The organism is Alistipes sp. (assembly GCF_048465635.1).
GTDB lineage: Bacteria > Bacteroidota > Bacteroidia > Bacteroidales > Rikenellaceae > Alistipes.
In genome coordinates this window covers 45,476-65,684 of the sequence record NZ_DBFWLF010000019.1, presented here as the reverse complement: position 1 = coordinate 65,684, position 20,209 = coordinate 45,476, and the positions used below count along the sequence as shown (strand labels likewise).

Below are 20,209 nucleotides of genomic sequence, written 5' to 3'. Positions count from 1 at the left end.
GGGACCGTCCTTTCGAAAGGACGGTCCCTGTTTGGTTGAATCCCCCGCTGCTTAGCGCAGGAAGAGCAGTTCGCGGTACTTCGGCAGCGGCCAGATCTGGTCGTCGACGATCTCTTCGAGCTTGTCGATGTGGTAGCGGATTTCGTCGAAGAAGACCGCCACGGTGTCGTGGTAGGCGATCGCTTTCTCGCGCTGGTCCTCGATGCGGTTGGCCTTTTTGCGCGCCTCGATCAGCTCGTCGGAGAGCTTCTGGATGGAGGCCGTATGGTCCTGAATCTTCTTGATGAGCGCAATGTCCGCCGAAGCGTTCAGCCCCGGAATCTGCGACATTTTATACACCTTGTCCAGCAGCATCGCTTCGTACTTCGAGGCGATGGGGACGATGTGGTTCATCGTTAGATCGCCCAGCACGCGCCCCTCGATCTGGATCTTCTTCGTGTAGGTCTCCCACTTGACCTCGGCGCGCGCCTCCAGCTCGACGCGCGTGAAGACGCCCATGCGCGAGAACATGTCGACGGTCTCTTTGTCGAGGTAGCGGTCGGTCATGAGCGGCGTCGAGGTTTCGCAGTCCAGCCCGCGCCGGGCCGCCTCCGTCCGCCACTCGTCGGAGTAGCCGTTGCCGTCGAAGCGGATCGCGCTGCATGCGTGGATCATCCGCTTCAGCTCCTCGTAGAGGGCCTTCTCCTTCTTCATGCCCCCCTCGATTTTGGCATCGACCGCCTTTTTAAACGCCACCAGCTCGTCGGCGACGATCGAATTGAGCACGATCATCGCCTCGGCGCAGTTGTCCGACGACCCTACGGCGCGGAACTCGAAGCGGTTACCCGTGAAGGCGAACGGCGAGGTGCGGTTGCGGTCCGTATTGTCGAGCAGCAGGGTCGGGATGTGCGAAATGCCGCTCATCTTGAAGACGTTTTTGGCGTCGAAGCGGATATCGCCGTCCCCGCGGCTGGCGGCCAGTTTGTCGAGCACGGCCGAGACCTGCGAGCCGAGGAATGCCGAAATGATGGCCGGGGGCGCCTCGTTGGCCCCCAGCCGGTGGGCGTTCGTGGCGCTCATGATCGCCGCCTTCATCAGACCGTTGTACTTCCAGACGGCCGAAATGACGTTCACCAGAAAGGTGATGAACTGGAGGTTCTCCGACGCCGTTTTGCCGGGTCCCAGCAGGTTGACGCCCGTGTCGGTCCCCAGCGACCAGTTGTTGTGCTTGCCCGAGCCGTTGATCCCCTTGAAGGGCTTCTCGTGCAGCAGCACGCGGAACTGGTGGCGGCGCGCGATCTTGTCCATGATGGTCATCAACAGCTGGTTGTGATCGTTGGCCAGATTGGCCTCCTCGTAGACGGGAGCCAGTTCGAACTGGTTGGGCGCCACCTCGTTATGGCGGGTTTTGACGGGAATGCCCAACTTGAGACACTCGTATTCGAGGTCCCGCATGAACGACATGACGCGCGTGGGAATCGCTCCGAAATAGTGGTCCTCCAGCTGCTGGTTCTTGGCCGACTCATGGCCCATCAGCGTGCGGCCCGTAAGCATCAGGTCGGGGCGCACGGCCCACAGGCTCTCGTCCACCAGAAAGTACTCCTGCTCCCACCCCAGGTAGGAGACCACGCGCTGCACATTCTTGTCGAAGTAGTGGCACACCTCCGTCGCCGCCCGTCCGACGGCCGTCAGCGACCGCAGCAGGGGGACCTTGTAGTCGAGCGCCTCACCCGTGTAAGCGATGAAGACGGTGGGGATGCAGAGCGTCGTGTCGACGATGAACGCCGGCGAGGTGGGGTCCCATGCCGAGTAGCCGCGCGCCTCGAACGTGTTGCGGATGCCGCCGTTGGGGAACGACGAGGCGTCCGGCTCCTGCTGCACGAGCAGCTTGCCCGAGAACTCCTCCAGCACGCCGCCCGAGCCGTCGGGTTCGGCGAAGGCGTCGTGCTTCTCGGCCGTGCCGCCCGTCAGGGGCTGGAACCAGTGGGTGTAGTGGTCCGCACCGTGCTCGAGCGCCCACTGCCGCATGCCGGCGGCTACGCTGTCGGCCACCTCGAACGGCAGCGGCGCACGCTTCTCCATCGTCTCCAGCAGGATGGAGTAAGTTTTTTTATCCAGATACTTGCGCATGGCGGCGCGGTTGAAAACCTTCTCGGCGAAGTAATCCGACGGGCGCCCTTCGGGGGCTTTCACCTCGACGGCCGAGTGGTTGATCGCCGCATCGACCATTTTGAAACGGAGCAGGGACATAAGCTGTATGATTGGGTTTCTTCGAAAAATCGTTTTCGGGGGCAAAGGTAATTCTTTTCGCCTGCCGTTGTTTTTCACAATTCCTGTTTTTTCCGAAATCGCCCGTTTTTTTCAGCCTTTTCCGGGAATCAGCCCCTATTTTTTTGGGAATCGGTGAAATTTTATGCTGTTATTAGGATAACAGATGGTTTTTCGGGCGCTTCTTCGATTTTCCGTAATTTTGCAATTCCACCAAAAATTGCGGATTTTTCGAACAATATTCAACCGATCGCCCGTTTTTCAGCCGCAGTCCGTCCGAAAATGCCTTTGCAGGCTGCGCGCCAAAAAGCAGCCGCTACTGTTATTTTGGTAACAATTTTTGGTTACAGTTAGATATTTATTTTGTACCTTTACGTGCAATTTGAAAACAAGAGAAACAACACTCATACTAATCTCTAAACAGTTATGGCAAATACCAAACGTGAAAAGCTGTTCACCGAGTTCCCGCCGGTTCCGACCGAGAAGTGGGAAGAGGTGATTACAGCCGACCTGAAAGGTGCTGACTACGAGCGCAAACTGGTCTGGCGTACGGGCGAAGGGTTCAACGTCCGTCCCTACTACCGCGCCGAGAACCTCGAGGGCATCCGATTCCTGGGCTCGCAGGCAGGCGAGTTTCCCTTCGTACGGGGTACGCGCGCGCATAACCGCTGGCGCATCCACCAGACCGTCGAGGTCTCCGATCCCGCAGCGGCCAACGCCGAGGCGCTGGACATCCTCAACCGCGGCGTCGATTCGCTGGGCCTCTGCATCCAGAAGGAGGAGTTTACGGCAGCCGACCTGGACGTGCTGCTCGCAGGCATCTCGATCCCGGCCGCAGCGATCGTCTTCTGCGGCAAGCACACCGCCGACGTGGCCGAACTGGTGCTGGCCAAGATCGAAAAGGAGGGCATCGCCAACGAAGAGGTGCGCATCGCCTTTGCGATCGATCCGCTGGTCAAGGGACTTGCCCAACGCGGCGACTTCTGCTCGCCCGACGGGCAGAAGTGCTTCGCCCGCATCGCGGCGCTGATCGAGAAGACGCGCGAGTACAAGCATATCCGCGTGGTAACCGTATCGGCCCAGACTTTCGGCAACGCCGGTTCGACCATCGTCGAGGAGCTGGCATTCGCCCTTTCGGCCGGTAACGACTACCTCTCGCGCCTGACCGACGCGGGCGTCGAGGCCGAGCAGGCGGCGCGCAAGCTGCGCTTCTCGTTCTCGGTCACCTCGAACTACTTCATGGAGATCGCCAAGCTGCGCGCCGCGCGCATGCTTTGGGCCAACATCGTCAAGGGGTACGTTCCCGAAAAGAACTGCCCGAGCAAGATGCAGATCCACGCCGAGACCTCGCGCTGGAACCAGACCGTCTACGACCCCTACGTCAACATGTTGCGCGGTACGACCGAAGCCATGTCGGCGGCCATCGGCGGCGTCTACTCGCTGGAGGTGACCCCGTTCGACCGCTCGTTCGAGACCCCGACCGAGTTCTCGAAGCGCATCGCCCGCAACGTCGAGCTGCTGCTCAAGCACGAAGCCCACTTCGACCAGGTCGTAGACCCGGCAGGCGGTTCGTACTACATCGAGAACCTCACGCAGTCGATCGCCGCCGAGGCGTGGAAGCTCTTCCTCGAGATCGAAGAGAAGGGCGGCTACGCCGAGGCTTACAAGGCGGGCTTCATCAAGGAGCGCGTCGATGCTTCGGCCGCCGCTAAGGACAAGATGATCGCCACGCGCCGGCAGACGCTGCTCGGCGCCAACCAGTACCCCAACTTCTCGGAGGTGGCCCCGAAGGAGATTACCGCCGAGGCCGTGACCCGCACGAAAGCCGAGGGCAACGTACTCGTGCCCTACCGCGGTGCGATGGCGTTCGAAGAGATGCGCCTGCGCGTCGACCGCTCGGGCCGTCAGCCCAAGGCGTTCATGCTCACCTGCGGCAGCCTGGGCATGGCCCGCGCCCGCGCCCAGTTCTCGTGCAACTTCTTCGGCTGCGCCGGCATCCGCGTGATCGACAACACGTTCTTCCAGTCAATCGAGGAGGGTGTCCAGGCCGCGCTGGAGGCGAAAGCCGAGATCGTCGTGGTCTGCGCTTCGGACGACGACTACGCAGAGGCCGCTCCGAAGGTCAAGGAGCTGCTGGCAGGCCGTGCGATCCTCGTGGTTGCCGGTGCTCCGGCGTGCGCTCCCGAGCTGGAGGCACAGGGCATCTCGAACTTCATCAACGTGAAGTCGAACGTCCTGGAAACACTGAAGTTCTACCTTAAAGAGATGGGAATCTGATCATGAGAGCGAAATTCAACGAAATCCGATACGAAGGCGACGGGCAGCAGAGCTGCTGCGCCAAGAAAGGCTGCGGAAAGGTCGAACCGTGGCTGACGGCCGAACGCATTCCCGTCAAGGGCGCCTATACGGCCGAAGACCTCGAGGGCATGGAGCACCTCAACTACGCGGCGGGCATCGCCCCGTTCCTGCGCGGTCCCTACTCGACGATGTACGTGATGCGTCCGTGGACCATCCGTCAGTACGCCGGTTTCTCGACCGCCGAGGAGTCGAACGCCTTCTACCGCCGCAACCTGGCCGCCGGACAGAAGGGTCTGTCGGTGGCTTTCGACCTGGCGACGCACCGCGGCTACGACGCCGACCACCCGCGCGTGGTGGGCGACGTGGGCAAGGCCGGCGTGTCGATCTGCTCGGTGGAGGACATGAAGGTGCTCTTCAACGGCATTCCCCTCGACCGCATGTCGGTGTCGATGACCATGAACGGCGCGGTGCTGCCGATCCTGGCGTTCTACATCGTCACCGGACTGGAGCAGGGCTGCACGCTCGACCAGCTTTCGGGTACGATTCAGAACGACATCCTCAAGGAGTTCATGGTGCGCAACACCTATATTTATCCGCCCGAGTTCTCGATGCGTATCATCGCCGACATCTTCGAGTACACCTCGAAGAACATGCCCAAGTTCAACTCGATCTCGATCTCCGGCTACCACATGCAGGAGGCGGGCGCCACGGCCGACATCGAGCTGGCGTACACGCTGGCCGACGGTCTGGAGTACCTGCGCGCGGGTATCAACGCCGGCATGTCCATCGACGCCTTCGCACCGCGTCTGTCGTTCTTCTGGGCCATCGGCATGAATCACTTCATGGAGATCGCCAAGATGCGCGCGGCACGTATGCTCTGGGCCAAGATCGTCAAGCAGTTCGATCCCAAGAATCCCAAGTCGCTGGCCCTGCGTACCCACTCGCAGACCTCCGGCTGGTCGCTCACCGAGCAGGACCCGTTCAACAACGTGGCCCGCACGGCCATCGAGGCCATGGGCGCGGCGCTGGGACACACCCAGTCGCTGCACACCAACGCGCTGGACGAGGCGATCGCCCTGCCGACCGACTTCTCGGCGCGTATTGCCCGTAACACGCAGATTTACATTCAGGAGGAGACCAACGTCTGCCGCGAGGTCGATCCGTGGGCCGGTTCCTACTACGTCGAGACGCTCACCAACGAAATCGCCCACAAGGCCTGGGAGCATATCGAGGAGGTGGAGAAGCTGGGCGGCATGGCCAAGGCCATCGAGACCGGCATTCCGAAAATGCGCATCGAGGAGGCGTCGGCCCGCAAGCAGGCCCGCATCGATTCGGGCGAGGAGAAGATCATCGGACTGAACGAATACCGTCTGGAGAAAGAAGCCCCGATCGACATTCTCGCCGTGGACAACACCGCCGTACGCGAGAGCCAGATCAAGCGTTTGAAGGAGCTGCGCGCTGCGCGCGACGAGGCCGCCGTGAAGAAGGCGCTGGCCGCCATCACCGAGTGCGTGAAGACCAAGCAGGGCAACCTGCTGGAGCTGGCCGTCGAGGCCGCCCGGGTCCGCGCCACGCTGGGCGAGATTTCGGACGCCTGCGAGGTTGTCGTAGGCCGTTACAAGGCAGTCATTCGTTCCATCTCAGGAGTTTACAGTTCAGAAGTGAAAAACGACAAATCCTTCGAGCACGCCAAGGAGCTGTGCGCCGAATTTGCCCGCAAGGAGGGCCGTCAGCCGCGCGTGATGATCGCCAAACTGGGTCAGGACGGACACGACCGCGGCGCGAAGGTCGTGGCCACGGGTTACGCCGACATCGGCTTCGACGTCGACATGGGCCCGCTGTTCCAGACCCCCGAGGAGGCTGCCCGGCAGGCCGTTGAGAACGACGTGCATGTAGTGGGCGTTTCGTCGCTGGCCGCCGGCCACCTCACGCTCGTGCCGCAGATCATCGGCGAACTGAAGAAACTGGGCCGCGAGGACATCATCGTCATCGTCGGCGGCGTAATCCCCCACCAGGACTACGACCAGCTCTACAAGGACGGCGCCGCCGCCATCTTCGGCCCCGGCACGCCCATCGCTACGGCGGCGATCAAGATTCTCGAAATCCTGCTCGCCGAGTAACCTGCAAAGACCTTTTCAAAACACCGCCGCGTAGAAATACGCGGCGGTGTTTTATTGTAGGCACGGATCGAAAAGACACGCAAACCGCAATCCGGTTGCCTTGTTATCGGCCGTTAGGCCGGCGGGGCACAGACTGCGTCCCTAAGCCTAGGACCACGGCAACGCGCCTCAATTATATCCAAGCAAAGCGATAGCTTTGCACCCCCATCGCGCACTTATGGAAACGGCGGGAATTGCGGTTGTCCGACGCCGAGCGCCCGGAACGGGTGTACGATATGCTTTAGCTTTCGTGCCCGTTCAGCGAGGCGGAGGACAGACGCCCGCTGTTTTCTGCGTACGCGGTTCTTTCGCCCTTTCTTCTAAAGAAAGGGCAAGAACGTTTGGTTCGAAGAACCGCGGGCCGCAGCCTCCGGCGGCGGAGGCCCGCTCATCGCGTCCTCCGCAGGCTGCGTCCGAAAAGTCCTGGCCGTGCAGACACGTAGGAAACGCCCCAGTCTGCTGCCCAGGGAGATTACGAACCATGTTCGCTGAGCGGCAGAGACCCATCTATCGCATCCCTCCGCAAACCGCTTCCGGATCCTCACTCATTTAAGGCTTTTCATTTGGACTACGAAAGTCCACCTTAGGCCGCGACCGAAAACCGGGATAGTACCGTCTTGAAGCGCTGACCTTGCTCGGAAAACGCTCCTCAGGCTGCGGCCCGCTACCGTCGCTGATCCGATCCCGACCGGACCGCACCTCTTTACCGGCACGCCTCGAGAATCCGGCGGGCCATCGCGCCGTCGACGTTCTGCGCCTCGCCGAACGCATAGCCGTTGGCGTTGAAGCGGCGCTCGACCTCGGCGATGGTCTCTTCGCCGATACCCTCCTCCGAGAGGCGCGTCGAAAGACCCAGCGAGCGGAAGAACGCCTCATTGGCCGCGATTGTGTGGTCGATGCGCTCCTCTTCCGAACCCTCGGCAATGCCCCAGATGCGTTCGCCGAATTGCAACAGTTTGCCGCGCTTCTGCTTGCGCAGCACGCGCAGCGTGCCGTTGATGACGATGGCCAGCGTCGCGCCGTGCGTCAGGCCGTGCAGCGCGGTCAGTTCGTGGCCGATGCGGTGCGTGGCCCAGTCCTGCGTCACGCCCATGCGGATCATGTCGTTCAGCGCGAGGGTTGCCGCGAGCATATATTCCGACATGGCGTCATAATTACGCTGGTCGGCCCGGATCAGAGGCGCGATCTCCTTGACGGTCAAAAGGATGCCTTCGGCCCAGCGATCCATCAGGCGCGACTGGTTCGGAGTGGTCATATACTGCTCGAGCACATGCACGAACGTATCGGCCAGCCCGCAGGCGATCTGCCGCGCGGGCAGCGAAAAGGTCGTTTCGGGGTCGAGGATCGAAAAGACGGGATACTGCCCGTAGAAAGCGAGCTTCTCGCGCGTCTCCCGCCGCGAGATCACCGCGCCGTTGTTCATCTCGGAACCCGTGGCCGACATGGTGAGCACCGTAGCCAGCGGCACGGAACGATCGGCCTTGCCGCGCAGTACGATGTCCCACGGATCGCCGTCGTAGAGCAGTCCAGCGGCCACCAGCTTCGTCCCGTCGATCACCGAACCGCCGCCCACGGCCAGCAGGAAGTCGACCCCGTGCTCGCGTCCCAGGGCGACCGCCTCGCGGACGGTTTCGACCGAGGGGTTGGGTTCGATGCCCCAGAACTCGACCCACTCGCGCCCCTCAAGTGCATGCACGACCTGATCGTAAACGCCGTTGCGGCGCACGCTGCCGCCGCCGAAGGTGATCATTATGCGTTTTCCGGCGGGGATAAGTTCGGAGAGCCGGGCGATCTGTCCCTTGCCGAAGACGAGTTCGGTCGGATTGTGATAGATGAAATTATTCATGGCAAAAGAGTTTGGATAGACAAAGATAACAAAAAGAACGCCGGGACATGCCCGGCGTTCCTGATTTCTCGCATCCGCAGCGCGACTTAGAAGTAGCGGCCGCGGAGGTCTTGGATTTTGGCCATCTGCTGGATGGCCGGCATGGCGAACTGCTGAACCATGTTCTCGGCCATCGCCTGAGCGCGGACCTTCTCGCCCTCGGGGGTCTGCTTCTCCTCCTTGGCGATCTCGTCCACCCGGAAGACGTAGACGCCCGAACCGCCCTTGACGGGAGCCGAGACGGCGCCCTGCTCCGAAGCGGTGATCGCGCCCACGACGCGAGGCTCGACGCCCAGTCCGTTGACGTAGTACGAAGCATAGGTCACATTATCGAAATCGGCGACCTCAGAACCGAGGCTGGCGGCCTGCTCCTCGAGGGTCGAACCGCTGAGTCCGGCCACGATATGATCGTATTTCTTATCGCGGAGCACCTGTGCACGCACCTGCGCCGAAACCTTGTCCAGCGAAGCGTACTCCTCGTCGTCGATCCCCGTAAGGATGGCGATCACATAGTCCTTGCCGACGTTGAAAATCTCCGATACGTCGCCCTCTTTGGCGCCGAACGCCCAGCGGGCCACCTCGCGCGAGTCGTCCAGTCCGCGCAGCGTGCGTTCGCCCTGCGAGAGGGTTGCCATGCGCGGCGTCACGGCAGCCGTCGATGCGGCGTCGTTGAACGCCTCGACCGAACCCTTGGCATTGACCGAGAAGACGCCCGCCTGGTTGTGGGCCTCGCGGCGCGTAGCCTCCGAAGCCTCGACGGGATAGGTGATCGAAGCCACCTGCACGTGCTTGGTGGGTTTGTCGGCGCGGTAAACCTGCATGAGCTGGATGGCGTCGCCCGAAGCGATCTTCACCACGTCGCCCTGCTTCGCCCCGGCCAGCGCCTCGGCGAACTCGCCCGTGAAGGCCGAGAAGGGCATCACTCCCACCTCGCCTCCGTTGGCGGCCGTCGCGTCGTAAACCGAGTATTGTGCGGCCAGCTGGCGGAAGTCGCCGCCCTTGCGCAGCACGCCCAGCAGGCTGTCGGCCAGCCGGTCCTCAGTGTAGGGCAGGACGATATGACGGATGCCGAGCGTGTCGGAAACCAGCTTGGCATCGACCACGCGGGACATCGTCCACTCGTTGTTCTTCAGCACGGGACCGTAGGTCTTGCCGGCCATCAGCGCCTCGGCTTCATCGGCCGAAAGCTGGGCCGCGGAGACGTAGCGGTCGGAGACCGTACCGTTGCGGTTGGCGCGCACGAAGCTCTTCAGTTCGTCGGTAGCGGCGAACTGAGCGCCCACCTCCTCCACGCTCTTCTCCAGCGCGAGCAGGTCGTCGTCCGTGGGGTTCACCTCGAATACTACGTAGGAGAGCGTGCGGTTGGGAATCTGCCGGAAACTGTTCTTATGGCTCTTGTAGTAGGCTTTCAGATCGGACGCCGAAACCTGGAAGAGCGAGTCGGGAACGGCCGAATACTTCTTGCCGGCCCACTTGCCGGAGAAGGTGTCGTTGGCTGCGGCCACGCCGTTGGCGACCTCGAGTGCATTGACGTACGTGCCGCCCCGGAGCAGGCCCAGGTACTTCTGCACCTCACGCTCCATGCGGATCTGCTCGTTGAGCTGCGCCCACGCCTGCTGCGCCTGCGGATTGGTCTCGGCCTGGGCCAGGAACTCGCTCACGGCAGCCACGTTGTACTCGCCCGTGCGGGGATCGGCGAAAGCGTTGTAGAGCGTCTGCGAGGGGTGCTGTCCGCTGATCATGGCCAGCCGCTCCGGCTCGGTGACGCGAAGTCCCATCCGTTCGAAACCGGGGGCCATCACGCGGTTGGCGATGAGCGACTGCCAGGCGGCGTTAGCCAGCATGGCCGACTGCTGTTCGTCGCTCTCCTGCACGTTGTTCTGCTCGCGGATCCGCTCGTACTGCTCGTAATACTCCGAATAGCTGATCTTTTCGCCGTCGATCACGCCCACCTTGGGGTCGTTGCCCGAGAAGCCCATTTCGGTCTTCAGAGAGAGGATGAATGCCAAGAGGGCCAGTGCGATGATGATCGAAAGCACGATGCCGAACTTGGTTCGTAAAGTGTTGAGACTTGCCATATGAATTGTTAATTGTTCGTATTGTTTCTTTTAAACAGCCAAAGGTAGTAATTAATTCGGAAAAAGCGGTCCGGAATCACAATTTTTTCACGCGGGCCAACTCGATGCGCGAACGCGTCGTACGCAGGATGCGCAGCTGCAAACTGCCCACGAAAACCGTCTCTCCGGCCGAGGGGATTCCCTCGTAGTGGTAGATGATGAAACCGGCCAGCGTGTCGTATTCGCGGCTCTCCTCGATGCCCAAGCCGTACTTCTCGTTGAGGTATTTCACCTCCAGCCGGCACGAGAGCACCCACTCGCCGGGACCGACCTGCTTCTCCGTCAGGTCGGGCACGTCGTGCTCGTCCTCGATTTCGCCGAAAATCTGCTCCAGCACGTCCTCGAGCGAGATGACGCCCGCCGTGCCGCCGAATTCGTCGATCACCACGGCGATGTTCGTGCGGTGCTTGATGAAGTTCTGCAACACCAGCTGCAAGGGCATGGTCTCGGGCACGAAGTTGACCTCCATGACCGCTTCCGCGACCGTGGCAGGCCGCCGGAAGAGGCTCTTGGAGTTGACATAACCCACGATGTTGTCGATCGACTTGCGCCAGACGAAGATGCGCGAATACTTCGAATCGACGAAGCGGTCGGTAAGCTGCTCGATCGTGGTGTCGTCGATGTCCACCGCCTCGATGTCCACGCGCGGAACCATGCAGTCGCGCACGCGCAGATCGGCGAAATCGAGCGCGTTCTGAAAGAGCTTCAGTTCGTTGTCCGGCTCGGGGTGCGCCTCCGCGCTGTTCGTCTCCAGCAGCGCCGCCAGGTCCTCGCGGTTGAAGACCGGCGCAGTATCCTTCGCCTCGACGCGCCGCCCCACCAGCCGCAGGATGCCGTGGGAGATGATCGTCGTGAAGCGCGCCACGGGGTAGAGCACGATATAGAAGAAGTAGATCACCGGAGCGAAAGCCCGGTAGTAGAAGTTGGGGTTGTTGCGGAAGATCGACTTGGGCAGGAACTCGGCGGCGAAGATGATGATGAGCGTCGAGACGGCCGTTTCGACGGCCACCGAACCCTCACGGGCCGCACTCTCCCACCCCGCGGCGTAGAACAGGCCGCGCAGCAGCAGCGACATGTAGAGCGAGTAGATGACCAGCGCGATGTTGTTGCCGACCAGAATCGTGGTGATGTACTGCCCCGGGTGACGGGCGAAGATGTCGGCGATGAAGTCGAACATCCGGCTCTGCTTGCGGTCGATCTCCAGCTTGAGGCGGTTCTTGCTCGTGAAGGCGATCTCCATCCCGGAGAAGAAGGCCGAGAGGAGCAGCATCGCAAGGATCAGCACAATCGAGGTGAGCATGGCTTCAGACGCTTTATCATTTCGAGGCTTCGTCCGAGCGCACGGCTCCGCGCGGCTCGGCGAGGGACTCTTCCGGGCGCAGCGCATCGCGCCGCACCTCGCGGGCGGGTTCCGCAACAGTTCGGTCCATTTGTACGGCCTCGCGGGCGGGCTTGGCTACGGCGTCGCTTTTCGGTCCGGCTTTTCGGTCCGGCTTCGTAACGGCGCCGTCCTTTTGTCCGGTCCCGCGGGCAGGTTCGGCGACCGCCCTGTCCGTTTTGAGGGCGGGCTGTTCGTCGCGGACCGATTGGGCCGGCACGGCACGGCGGACAGTCTCTTCGGGCAGCGCGTCGGAGCGCATCGGTACGGCCGGCCGCTGCACATCGGGCACGGCAAGCAGGGCAGCGTCGTCCAAAGCGGCGTTTGCCGGAGGTGTGCCCACAGGCAGGGCCGATTGCGGCGGCCGGGCGGGTGCAGCCCGCTTCGGAGCGGGGGTCTCGGGCTTCCGGGCTGCCCCGGAAGCTCCGGCCGCAGCCGGGCGCGCCCCTGCGACGGAATCGCTCCCTTCGGTGGGGGTGACGTTGACCTCCATGCGCCCCTTCATGCGGCGGAACCGCCAGTCCTTGAACTCCTCGTCCGACTCGAAGCCCTCGCCGATGAAGACGTCGCGGCCGTCGTTCTGCACGATTTTCGAATCGACGTTCGAGTAGATCTTCTTGGTCAGCGCGTTCCAGAACAGCTGCTGCGTATAGAGCGTTTTGCCATCGGACTTGACCACCACCACGTTGCCCTTGGCCTCCCACAGCTTGCGCTTCTCGTAGTTGATGGCGTAATTGGCCGTGAGCACGGCGTCGACCGTCGAGAGCGAGTCGTCCTGGTAGGTGGTTATCTTGATGCCCTTGCGGAATTCGCGGTAAGGCTCGCGCGCCAGCGTGTAGCCCTCGAGCAGCGGGGTCTCGAAGTGGTAGGAGCGGCGTCCGTTGAGCGATTCGACGATCGAGAGGTTCTCGCTGTACTCCGTTTGCAGGGTCTCCAGGGCGGCGGGACTTTCCTCCGCTTCGGGTTCCGCGCAGGAGTATAGCAAGATAGCACTCCCCGCCAGGGAGAGTGCTACCAGTGCGTATCTTGCCGCTTTGTTCAGCATGCGGAACAGAGGCTCGTGGCTTTAGCGGGGACGTACCGTGGTCACGATGCCGGCGGCCGTGCCGCAGGTGACCTTATAGCTCGCCCCCTCCTTCACCTCGTTGAAGAAGCACTCCTCCGAGGTCGGGAACCGGCTGCGGTAAGCGGCCAGCGAAGTCTTGGCGGTCTGGATATAGTTCTCTTCCTTCAACAGCTCGACGGCCTTGGCCATCGTGTCGTAGGCGGCCCAAAACGCAGCCTGCCCGGCGAATCCGCCGCAGGCAGCAGCCGAAGAGGCATAGCACTGCGCCAGAATGAAGTAGGGAAGACCGTCCTCGGGATTCAGATCGCGGGCCTGGCGCGCAGCGGCGGCAGCGCCCTGAATGTCGTTCGAAACGAACTCCAGCAGCCCGATGCGGGCGTAGAGTTTCTGACGCTCGGCGGGGTCCTGCTCCACGGCCAGCGCCTCGTTGAGATACTTCGAAGCGCGGTTGTAGTCGCCCTTATTCTGGAAAGACTGTGCCAGGAACATGGCATTTTCCGACGTGGGTTTCATCTCGTAATACTTCTCGGCCAGCGTGAAATAGAAATCGCTGTCGCAGTTGGCGCGCGACATGAGCATGAAGGCCTGTCCGAGCAGCTCCTCGTCGTCGGGAGCGGCGGCGATGCGCGGGGCGAAGAGGTTCTCCAGATTCTCGCAGCTGGCGGCCCCGCTCAGCCCGAATGCGGCGTCGAACTGCTTCTTGTACTCTGCGGCATCGGGATTCTTCTCGAAGAACGGCGTGAGGCGGTCGTATTCGGCCAACAGTTCGTCGGGCATCACCTCGTCGGTATTCTTGTAGTCGTCGCAAAGGTTCGAGAAGTAGGCCACCACGCTCTCCGGATCGGCGTTGTCGCCCGCCTCGGCGATCGCCTCGCGGAACGCCTTGCGGATGGCCGCACGGTCGTTGGGCAGGTAGGTCAGCACCTCACGGGCCTTGCGGTCGAGGATATAGGCGCGGCCGCGCTTGGGGTGGTCGCCGAAGTATTCCAGCCGCAGGTCGTAGATCAGCAGCAGCGAGTCGGTGAACATCTTCTTCTCGGCCAGGCTCTTGGCGCGGTTGATCTTGTTCTTGTAGAGCTGCGTGCCGCGGACGAACGTGTTCTCAGACGCCTGCGGACGCTTGTCGAGCAACTCCTTGAGGTAGTGCGCGGCGGCATCGTAGTCCTTGTTGTCGAGCGACTCCTTGAGGAAGTTGCTGTTGAGGATGTTTTCCTTGCGCGCTTCGGGCGTATCGCCCCAGATCGCGTACTTGGGATCGCTGAAGTCCTGGGCCATCGTCGCCACTGCGAAGAGTGCGCAAGCCGCAGAGAGCAGGAATTTAACGTTTTTCATGGATATGAGATTAATTTTTAATGTTGTTTGCCGTTCGTTTAATCGTACTTGGGACGCAGGAACCAGTACTCGCCGTTCTCGCTGCCCGCGAAGAGCGTGAAGCCGATGGCGAACTTGAAGTACTGCTGGCGGACCAGCCCGAGGTGTTCGGCCACGTTGAAGCCGCGGCGGCCGTACTCGAAACCGATGTCGACGGCCGATATGGCCAAAAACTTCACGGGGATGCCGATGCCGGCCGTGACGGCGTATTCGCCCAGCCGGTGTCCGTCGTAGGTCTGGTTGAACGAGCCGTAGCGGAAGCCCGCGCGGTAGGACCAGCGCTTGAGCATGTGACGCACGTCATAACGGGAGGGGGTGTACTCGACGCCGAATTTGACGGTGCTCGTATTGGTGTAGGAGACCTCGTAGGAGGATTTGTCCGCACCGCTCACGCCCGTGAACACGGAGGAGCGGTTGCGGCCGCCCCAGTTCTGGTAGACGTAATCCAGCGCGAAGGCCCACTTGGCCGTCTGGTAGTAGGCGCCGACGGTGAGCTGCCGGGGCAGCACAAGCGCCAGGTTGGTCGAATCGGCCTTCACCTCCGTGCCGTTCATGTTGTTGTCGTAGATGGTGGTCTTCACCTTCGGGTTCAGGTTGCCGCCGAAGTCGAACGCCGCGCCGAGCGTCAGCACGCGCTTGGCCGTCAGCAGGGCGAGCCACTGCACGCCCACCTGCCCCTTGAAGCTCGAAATGCTGTAATTCTCGTTGCCCAGCGTGGAGGCGAACGTCGAGTTGCCGTCGGGCAGGATCGCCGTCACGTTCATCTGGAAGTCGCGGTCGATGTTGCCCCAGTAGTACTGGGCGGCCAGCCCCACCGAGAAGTTCTTGAAGACCTCCCAGCCCAGGCCCAGCTTGACCTCCGTCACGTCGCCCTCGCCCTTGTAATTATATTGTACGCGTCCGATGTTGCCCCAGACGGGGTCGTTCGGATCGAACGGATGGTCGTAGTTCATGCGGTAGCCCACCGAGCTGTAGGGCGTAAGGCTGAAACCCAGCCCCAGCTTCTTGGCCAGCGGCAGTTGGAAGGCCACGTCGTGGAAGTTGAACGTGTTGTAGGCCGAGCGCTTCGACTGCCCCTCGACGGTCTGCTCGTTGTAGTAGTTCTGCCCCTCCAGCCCGAAGTTGAACAGGAAACTCTTCTGCGGGGCGGAGCTGTACGAAGCGGGATTCAAAAGGTTCATAACGCCCGTGCCGCGCATGGCCACGCCCGCGCCGCCCATCGACCGCATCGGCAGCGTTCCGGGCGTGTTCAGCTCGCCGATGCCGTACATCGTATAGGGGGAGAATGCATTTATACTGCTTGTCTGCGCCCCGGCGGCGAGGGGTAGCAGCGCCGCAAGCGCGACAAGGAGTTTAATCAAGGTGTTCTTCACGTGCATTATAAGCTAAAATTCGATCCAATCCGCAAAAGACCGGATTACAACATGCAAATATCGTATTTTTAATCCGTTTAACAAAGAATTTCGCATCTCCGCCGGTAAAAATAACGCATAAATCGTCAATTCGCCCCCGCATGCGGTCGATATATCCCTCGATCTCGAACGTCAGCGAATTCATCACCCCGTGCCGGACGGCCTCTTCGGTGGTAAGGCCCGTAAGCTCCTCCTTCTCGGTCGGGGCGCACAGGGGCAGGCGGGCCGTATAGTCGTGCAGCGCACGCAGGCGCATGCCCAGTCCGGGCGAGATGCAGCCGCCGCGGAAGGTGTTGTCGGCCGTCACCAGGTCGATGGTCACCGCCGTACCGAAATCGACGATCAGCACGTTGCGGCCCGGATAGAGCGCAGCCACGCCGACGGCGGCGGCCAGCCGGTCGCGGCCCAGCGTCTCGGGCGTGAGGTAGGCGTTGGCGATCGGCACGGGGGTCTGCGAGGTGAACTCCACGACGCGGCGCGCCCGCGTACGGAGCATCTCCACGACCTCGTCCGCTTCGCCGCGCGTCGAGGCCACGATGGCCCCCTCGGCCCTGCGGCCCGCCAGCAGGTCGTCCAGCACCGCGGGCAGCAGCCGCTCGACGCTGCGCTCGGCCACCGGCCGCCCGCCGTCGAACAGGGCGAGCTTGACCAGCGTGTTGCCTATGTCCACGATCAGGTTCAAAGCTGTTGCAGGGTTTTGTAGGCGTCTTCCACGTCTTTGACCTGTCTAACGGTCATCGCCAGCCGATTATTGTGCTGCTTGAGGACGAAACGGTCGGGATGGCGCGTCACGCGGCGCAGCAGCTCCATGAAGGTGTCGCTCTTGTAGAAGGGCGAATTTTCCTCGCCGACGAAGTGGACGATCATCAGCGAGTTCTTGACCTTGACGCGCTCCATACCCAGACGGATCGCCTCCCAGCGCAGACGCACGACGTTCAGCAGCTCCTTCGCGGCGCGCGGCAGGGGTCCGAAGCGGTCCGCCAGACGGCTTTCGAAAGCCTGCAGGGCCGCCTCGTCCTGCGTGGCGTCCAGCTCGCGGTAGAGTTTGAGGCGCTCGGCCTGCTGGGCCACGTAGCTGTCGGGCAGCGAGGCTTCGACCTCGATCTCGATATGCGCGTCGTCCAAATAACGCATCTGCCCCACGACCTGCTGCTCGTCGGGACTCAGCCCGGCCACCTCCAGCCCCTCGGCCCGCAGTTCTGCGACGGCCTCGTTCATGATCTTCTGGTAGGTTTCGAAGCCGATGTCGGCGATGAAGCCGCTCTGCTCCGCGCCCAGCAGGTTGCCCGCACCGCGGATGTCGAGGTCCTGCATGGCGATGTTGAAACCCGAACCCAGGTCGGAGAACTCCTCGATGGCTCTCAGGCGGCGGCGTGCGTCGGGGGAGAGCAGTTCGTCGGGCGGCGAGAGCAGGTAGCAGTAGGCCTTCTGGTTCGAGCGGCCCACGCGTCCGCGCAGCTGATGCAGGTCGCTCAGCCCGAAATGCTGGGCGTCGTTGACGATGATCGTATTGGCATTGGGAATGTCGATGCCGTTCTCGACGATGGTCGTCGAAACCAGCACGTCGAACTCTCCGTAAATGAAGTCCATGATGAGTTTTTCGAGCTTGTCGGCGGGCATCTTGCCGTGGCCCACCGCCACGCGGGCCTTCGGACATAGGCGAGTAATCAGTCCCTGGAGGGTTTGCAGGTCCTCGACGCGGTTGTGGACGAAGTAGACCTGCCCGCCGCGGGCCAGCTCCGTCTCGACGGCGTCGCGGATGATCTCCTCCGAAAAGACGTGCGACTCGGTGACGATGGGCTGCCGGTTGGGCGGCGGGGTCGAGATGACCGACAGGTCGCGCGAGCCCATCAGCGAGAATTGCAGCGTGCGCGGGATGGGCGTCGCCGTAAGGGTCAGCGTGTCGACCGAGACGCTCATCTGCGTGAGTTTCTCCTTGGCCGCGACGCCGAATTTCTGCTCCTCGTCGATCACCAGCAGCCCCAAGTCGCGGAAGACGATCTGCCTGCCGAGCATCTTGTGCGTGCCGATCAGGATGTCGATCTTCCCCGCGGAGAGGTCCTCGGCGATCTGCCGCACCTCTTTGGCCGATTTGGAGCGGTTGAGGTACTCGATGCGCACGGGGAAGTCGCGCAGACGCTCCGTGAAAGAGCGGTAGTGCTGCAGGGCGAGGATGGTCGTGGGGACCAGCACGGCGACCTGCTTGCCGTCGACGGCAGCCTTGAACGCGGCGCGGATGGCTACCTCGGTCTTGCCGAAGCCCACGTCGCCGCAGACGAGGCGGTCCATCGGCTGATCCGACTCCATGTCCTTCTTGACGGCTGCGGTGGCTGCCTGCTGGTCGGGGGTGTCCTCCCAGCGGAACGACGCCTCCAGTTCGTGCTGAAGGTAGCTGTCGGGCGAGAAGGCGTAACCCTTCGACGCCTTGCGCCGGGCGTAGAGGGCGATCAGCTCGCGCGAGATGTCCTTGACGGCCTTTTTGGTCGCGTTCTTGAGCTTCTGCCAGGCGCCGCTTCCCAGCTTGTAGACCTTCGGCGGCTCGCCCTCGCCCGACTTGTAGCGGGCGATGCGGTGGAGCGAGTGGACGTTGACAAAAAGCACGTCGTTGTCCTTGTAAACCAGCTTGATGGCCTCCTGCATGCGGCCGTCGCCCGCGGCGATCTTGACCAGTCCGTCGAAGCGGCCCACGCCGTGATCGATGTGCACGACATAGTCGCCCGGGCGCAGCTGGTTCAGTTCGGCCACGGTCATCTGTTCGTCGCGGCGGATCTCGCCGTTGATGCGGTAGCGCTGGTAGCGGTCGAAGATCTGGTGGTCGGTGTAGAGGCAGAGTTTCAGGTCGTTGTCCACGAACCCCTCGTGCTGGGTCAGCGACAGCGGGCGCACGACGGCCTGTCCGCGACCGATCTGGTGGAAGATGTTCTCCAGACGCTCCACCTGGACCTTGTTCTCGGAGAGGATGTAGGTCTCGTACCCGCGCAGCGCGTTGCGGATCATATCGTCGGCCAGCAGTTCGAAATTCTTGTTGAACTTGGGCTGGGGCGCGGTCGAGAAGAGGACGGAGGCGGTTGCCGGACGCTCCGGAAGGTTGTCTCGCAGCAGGAACAAGCGGCTGTCCGCCAGGTCGGCCAGCAGGGCGTTGCGGCTGGTCAGCAGCGCATCGACCGCATCGGGATGCTCCATGTCGGCGAGCGTGCGGCGGCGCACGTCGTTCACGCGGCGCAGCACGAAATCCGCATCGTAGAACCACCACGCGGCCTGCGCCCCCGCAAAATGTGCCAGCGACACCTTCGCCCCGGCGGTGTGCAGGTCGGGGATGATCTCCACGCGGGGAAGCTTGTCGTCGGAGAGCTGGCTGGAGATGTTGAAGCGGCGGATCGAATCGACCTCGTCGCCGAAAAAGTCGATGCGGTAGGGTTTGCTTTCGGCGTAGGAAAAGACGTCGACGATGCCGCCGCGCACGGAGTACTGGCCCGGCTCGTAGACGAAATCGACGCGCGTGAACGCCGCCGCCACGAGCGCCTGTTCGAGCACTTCGATCGAGATGCGGTCGCCGACCCCGACGGCGATCGTATCGCGCCGCATGGTCTCGGCGTCGGCGATCCGCTCGGCAAGCGCCTCGGGATAGGTGCAGACCACCCGGTAGCCCTTGCCCGCAAAACTCCGCAGGGCGTTCATCGTCGCCGTGCGCTGCACGACCCCCTGCGCGTCCTCCGTTCCGTAGGCCGCCGAACGTTTGAACGCCGAGGGGAAGAAGCTGACCTGTCCCTCGTCCAGCAGGTTGTAGAAGTCGTTCATCAGGTAGGCCGCGGCATCGCGGTCCTCGGCCACGAAGACATGCACGCCCCCGACCTTTGCGACGGCCGCCGCCGCATAGAACGAAAGCGCCCCGCCGACCAACTCTTTCAGATGGACGGTGGCACGTTCGTTCCGGTATTCCCGGCACAGCTTCGGCAGGGCTTTCGACCCGGCAGCGAACTGCGCCATCTGCTCTCGGGCAGTCATGAAATGTTTATCTTGTTTTGTCGAATCGGTCGGTTTCGGGACGTGTTCCGCGCTGCCGGCTCCGACCGCCGAATCCCGCGGCGTACCGCCGCGACATACGATCCGGACGGTTGCGGCTGTCGGAACCGGCGGCCTGAAATGACGGCAACTTGTTTTCGGCCATTCGTTTTCGACCGTCAAGTTGCCGGTCCTCCGATCTTGTTTTCAGCTGTCAGGTCGGCGGGCCGCAGCTTTGTATTCAACTGTCGGATTGCCGGACCTCCGGTCTTCG

12 protein-coding genes are annotated in these 20,209 nt (G+C 62.4%); 3 read left to right on the top strand and 9 right to left on the bottom strand.

All coding sequences use genetic code 11. From position 1 onward, the window contains the following. Positions 1-51 precede the first annotated feature (51 nt). On the bottom strand, positions 52-2,229 hold the full coding sequence (locus tag ACMO9O_RS07685) for a glutamine synthetase III (RefSeq protein WP_418983283.1): 2,178 nt from the start codon (positions 2,227-2,229) through the stop codon (positions 52-54). A 153-nt stretch (positions 2,230-2,382) separates the two neighbouring features. Here ACMO9O_RS07685 and ACMO9O_RS07680 point away from each other — a divergent pair, with 153 nt between their 5' ends. The 3 genes from ACMO9O_RS07680 to scpA all read left to right on the top strand — a co-directional run bounded on the left by ACMO9O_RS07680 (position 2,383) and on the right by scpA (position 6,665). Beyond that, positions 2,383-2,601 (top strand): hypothetical protein, encoded by a 219-nt coding sequence (locus tag ACMO9O_RS07680; RefSeq protein WP_418983282.1) that lies wholly within the window; start codon positions 2,383-2,385, stop codon positions 2,599-2,601. Positions 2,602-2,673: 72 nt separating this feature from the next. Next, the gene (locus ACMO9O_RS07675) at positions 2,674-4,524 is read left to right on the top strand and encodes a methylmalonyl-CoA mutase family protein (RefSeq protein WP_418983281.1); all 1,851 of its coding nucleotides are present in this window, start codon (positions 2,674-2,676) and stop codon (positions 4,522-4,524) included. Positions 4,525-4,526: 2 nt separating this feature from the next. Then, a complete protein-coding gene (gene scpA / locus ACMO9O_RS07670; protein WP_418983280.1) occupies positions 4,527-6,665 on the top strand; it encodes a methylmalonyl-CoA mutase in 2,139 nt (712 codons plus the stop codon). A gap of 742 nt (positions 6,666-7,407) precedes the next feature. Here the strand turns inward: scpA and ACMO9O_RS07665 are convergent. The 8 genes from ACMO9O_RS07665 to mfd all read right to left on the bottom strand — a co-directional run bounded on the left by ACMO9O_RS07665 (position 7,408) and on the right by mfd (position 19,938). Continuing rightward, complete coding sequence (locus ACMO9O_RS07665; protein WP_418983278.1) at positions 7,408-8,550, bottom strand: iron-containing alcohol dehydrogenase; 1,143 nt, start codon at positions 8,548-8,550, stop codon at positions 7,408-7,410. Positions 8,551-8,636: 86 nt separating this feature from the next. Beyond that, positions 8,637-10,667, bottom strand: coding sequence for a peptidylprolyl isomerase (locus ACMO9O_RS07660; protein ID WP_418983276.1), 2,031 nt, complete (start codon positions 10,665-10,667; stop codon positions 8,637-8,639). A 76-nt stretch (positions 10,668-10,743) separates the two neighbouring features. Further along, on the bottom strand, positions 10,744-12,006 hold the full coding sequence (locus ACMO9O_RS07655) for a hemolysin family protein (protein WP_418983274.1): 1,263 nt from the start codon (positions 12,004-12,006) through the stop codon (positions 10,744-10,746). Positions 12,007-12,022: 16 nt separating this feature from the next. Then, positions 12,023-13,129, bottom strand: coding sequence for a hypothetical protein (locus ACMO9O_RS07650; RefSeq protein ID WP_418983273.1), 1,107 nt, complete (start codon positions 13,127-13,129; stop codon positions 12,023-12,025). A gap of 21 nt (positions 13,130-13,150) precedes the next feature. Next, positions 13,151-14,482 (bottom strand): enzyme of heme biosynthesis, encoded by a 1,332-nt coding sequence (locus ACMO9O_RS07645; protein ID WP_418983272.1) that lies wholly within the window; start codon positions 14,480-14,482, stop codon positions 13,151-13,153. Between the two features lie 38 nt (positions 14,483-14,520). Beyond that, positions 14,521-15,900: an OmpP1/FadL family transporter gene (locus ACMO9O_RS07640; protein ID WP_418983271.1), complete on the bottom strand. Its 1,380-nt coding sequence runs from the start codon at positions 15,898-15,900 to the stop codon at positions 14,521-14,523. Then, entirely contained in the window at positions 15,875-16,615 is a 741-nt protein-coding gene (locus ACMO9O_RS07635; RefSeq protein ID WP_418983270.1) for a type III pantothenate kinase, read from the bottom strand. The genes ACMO9O_RS07640 and ACMO9O_RS07635 overlap by 26 nt, the downstream gene beginning before the upstream one ends. Beyond that, a complete protein-coding gene (mfd, locus tag ACMO9O_RS07630) occupies positions 16,612-19,938 on the bottom strand; it encodes a transcription-repair coupling factor (protein WP_418983269.1) in 3,327 nt (1,108 codons plus the stop codon). The genes ACMO9O_RS07635 and mfd overlap by 4 nt, the downstream gene beginning before the upstream one ends. Between the last annotated feature and the right edge of the window lie 271 nt (positions 19,939-20,209).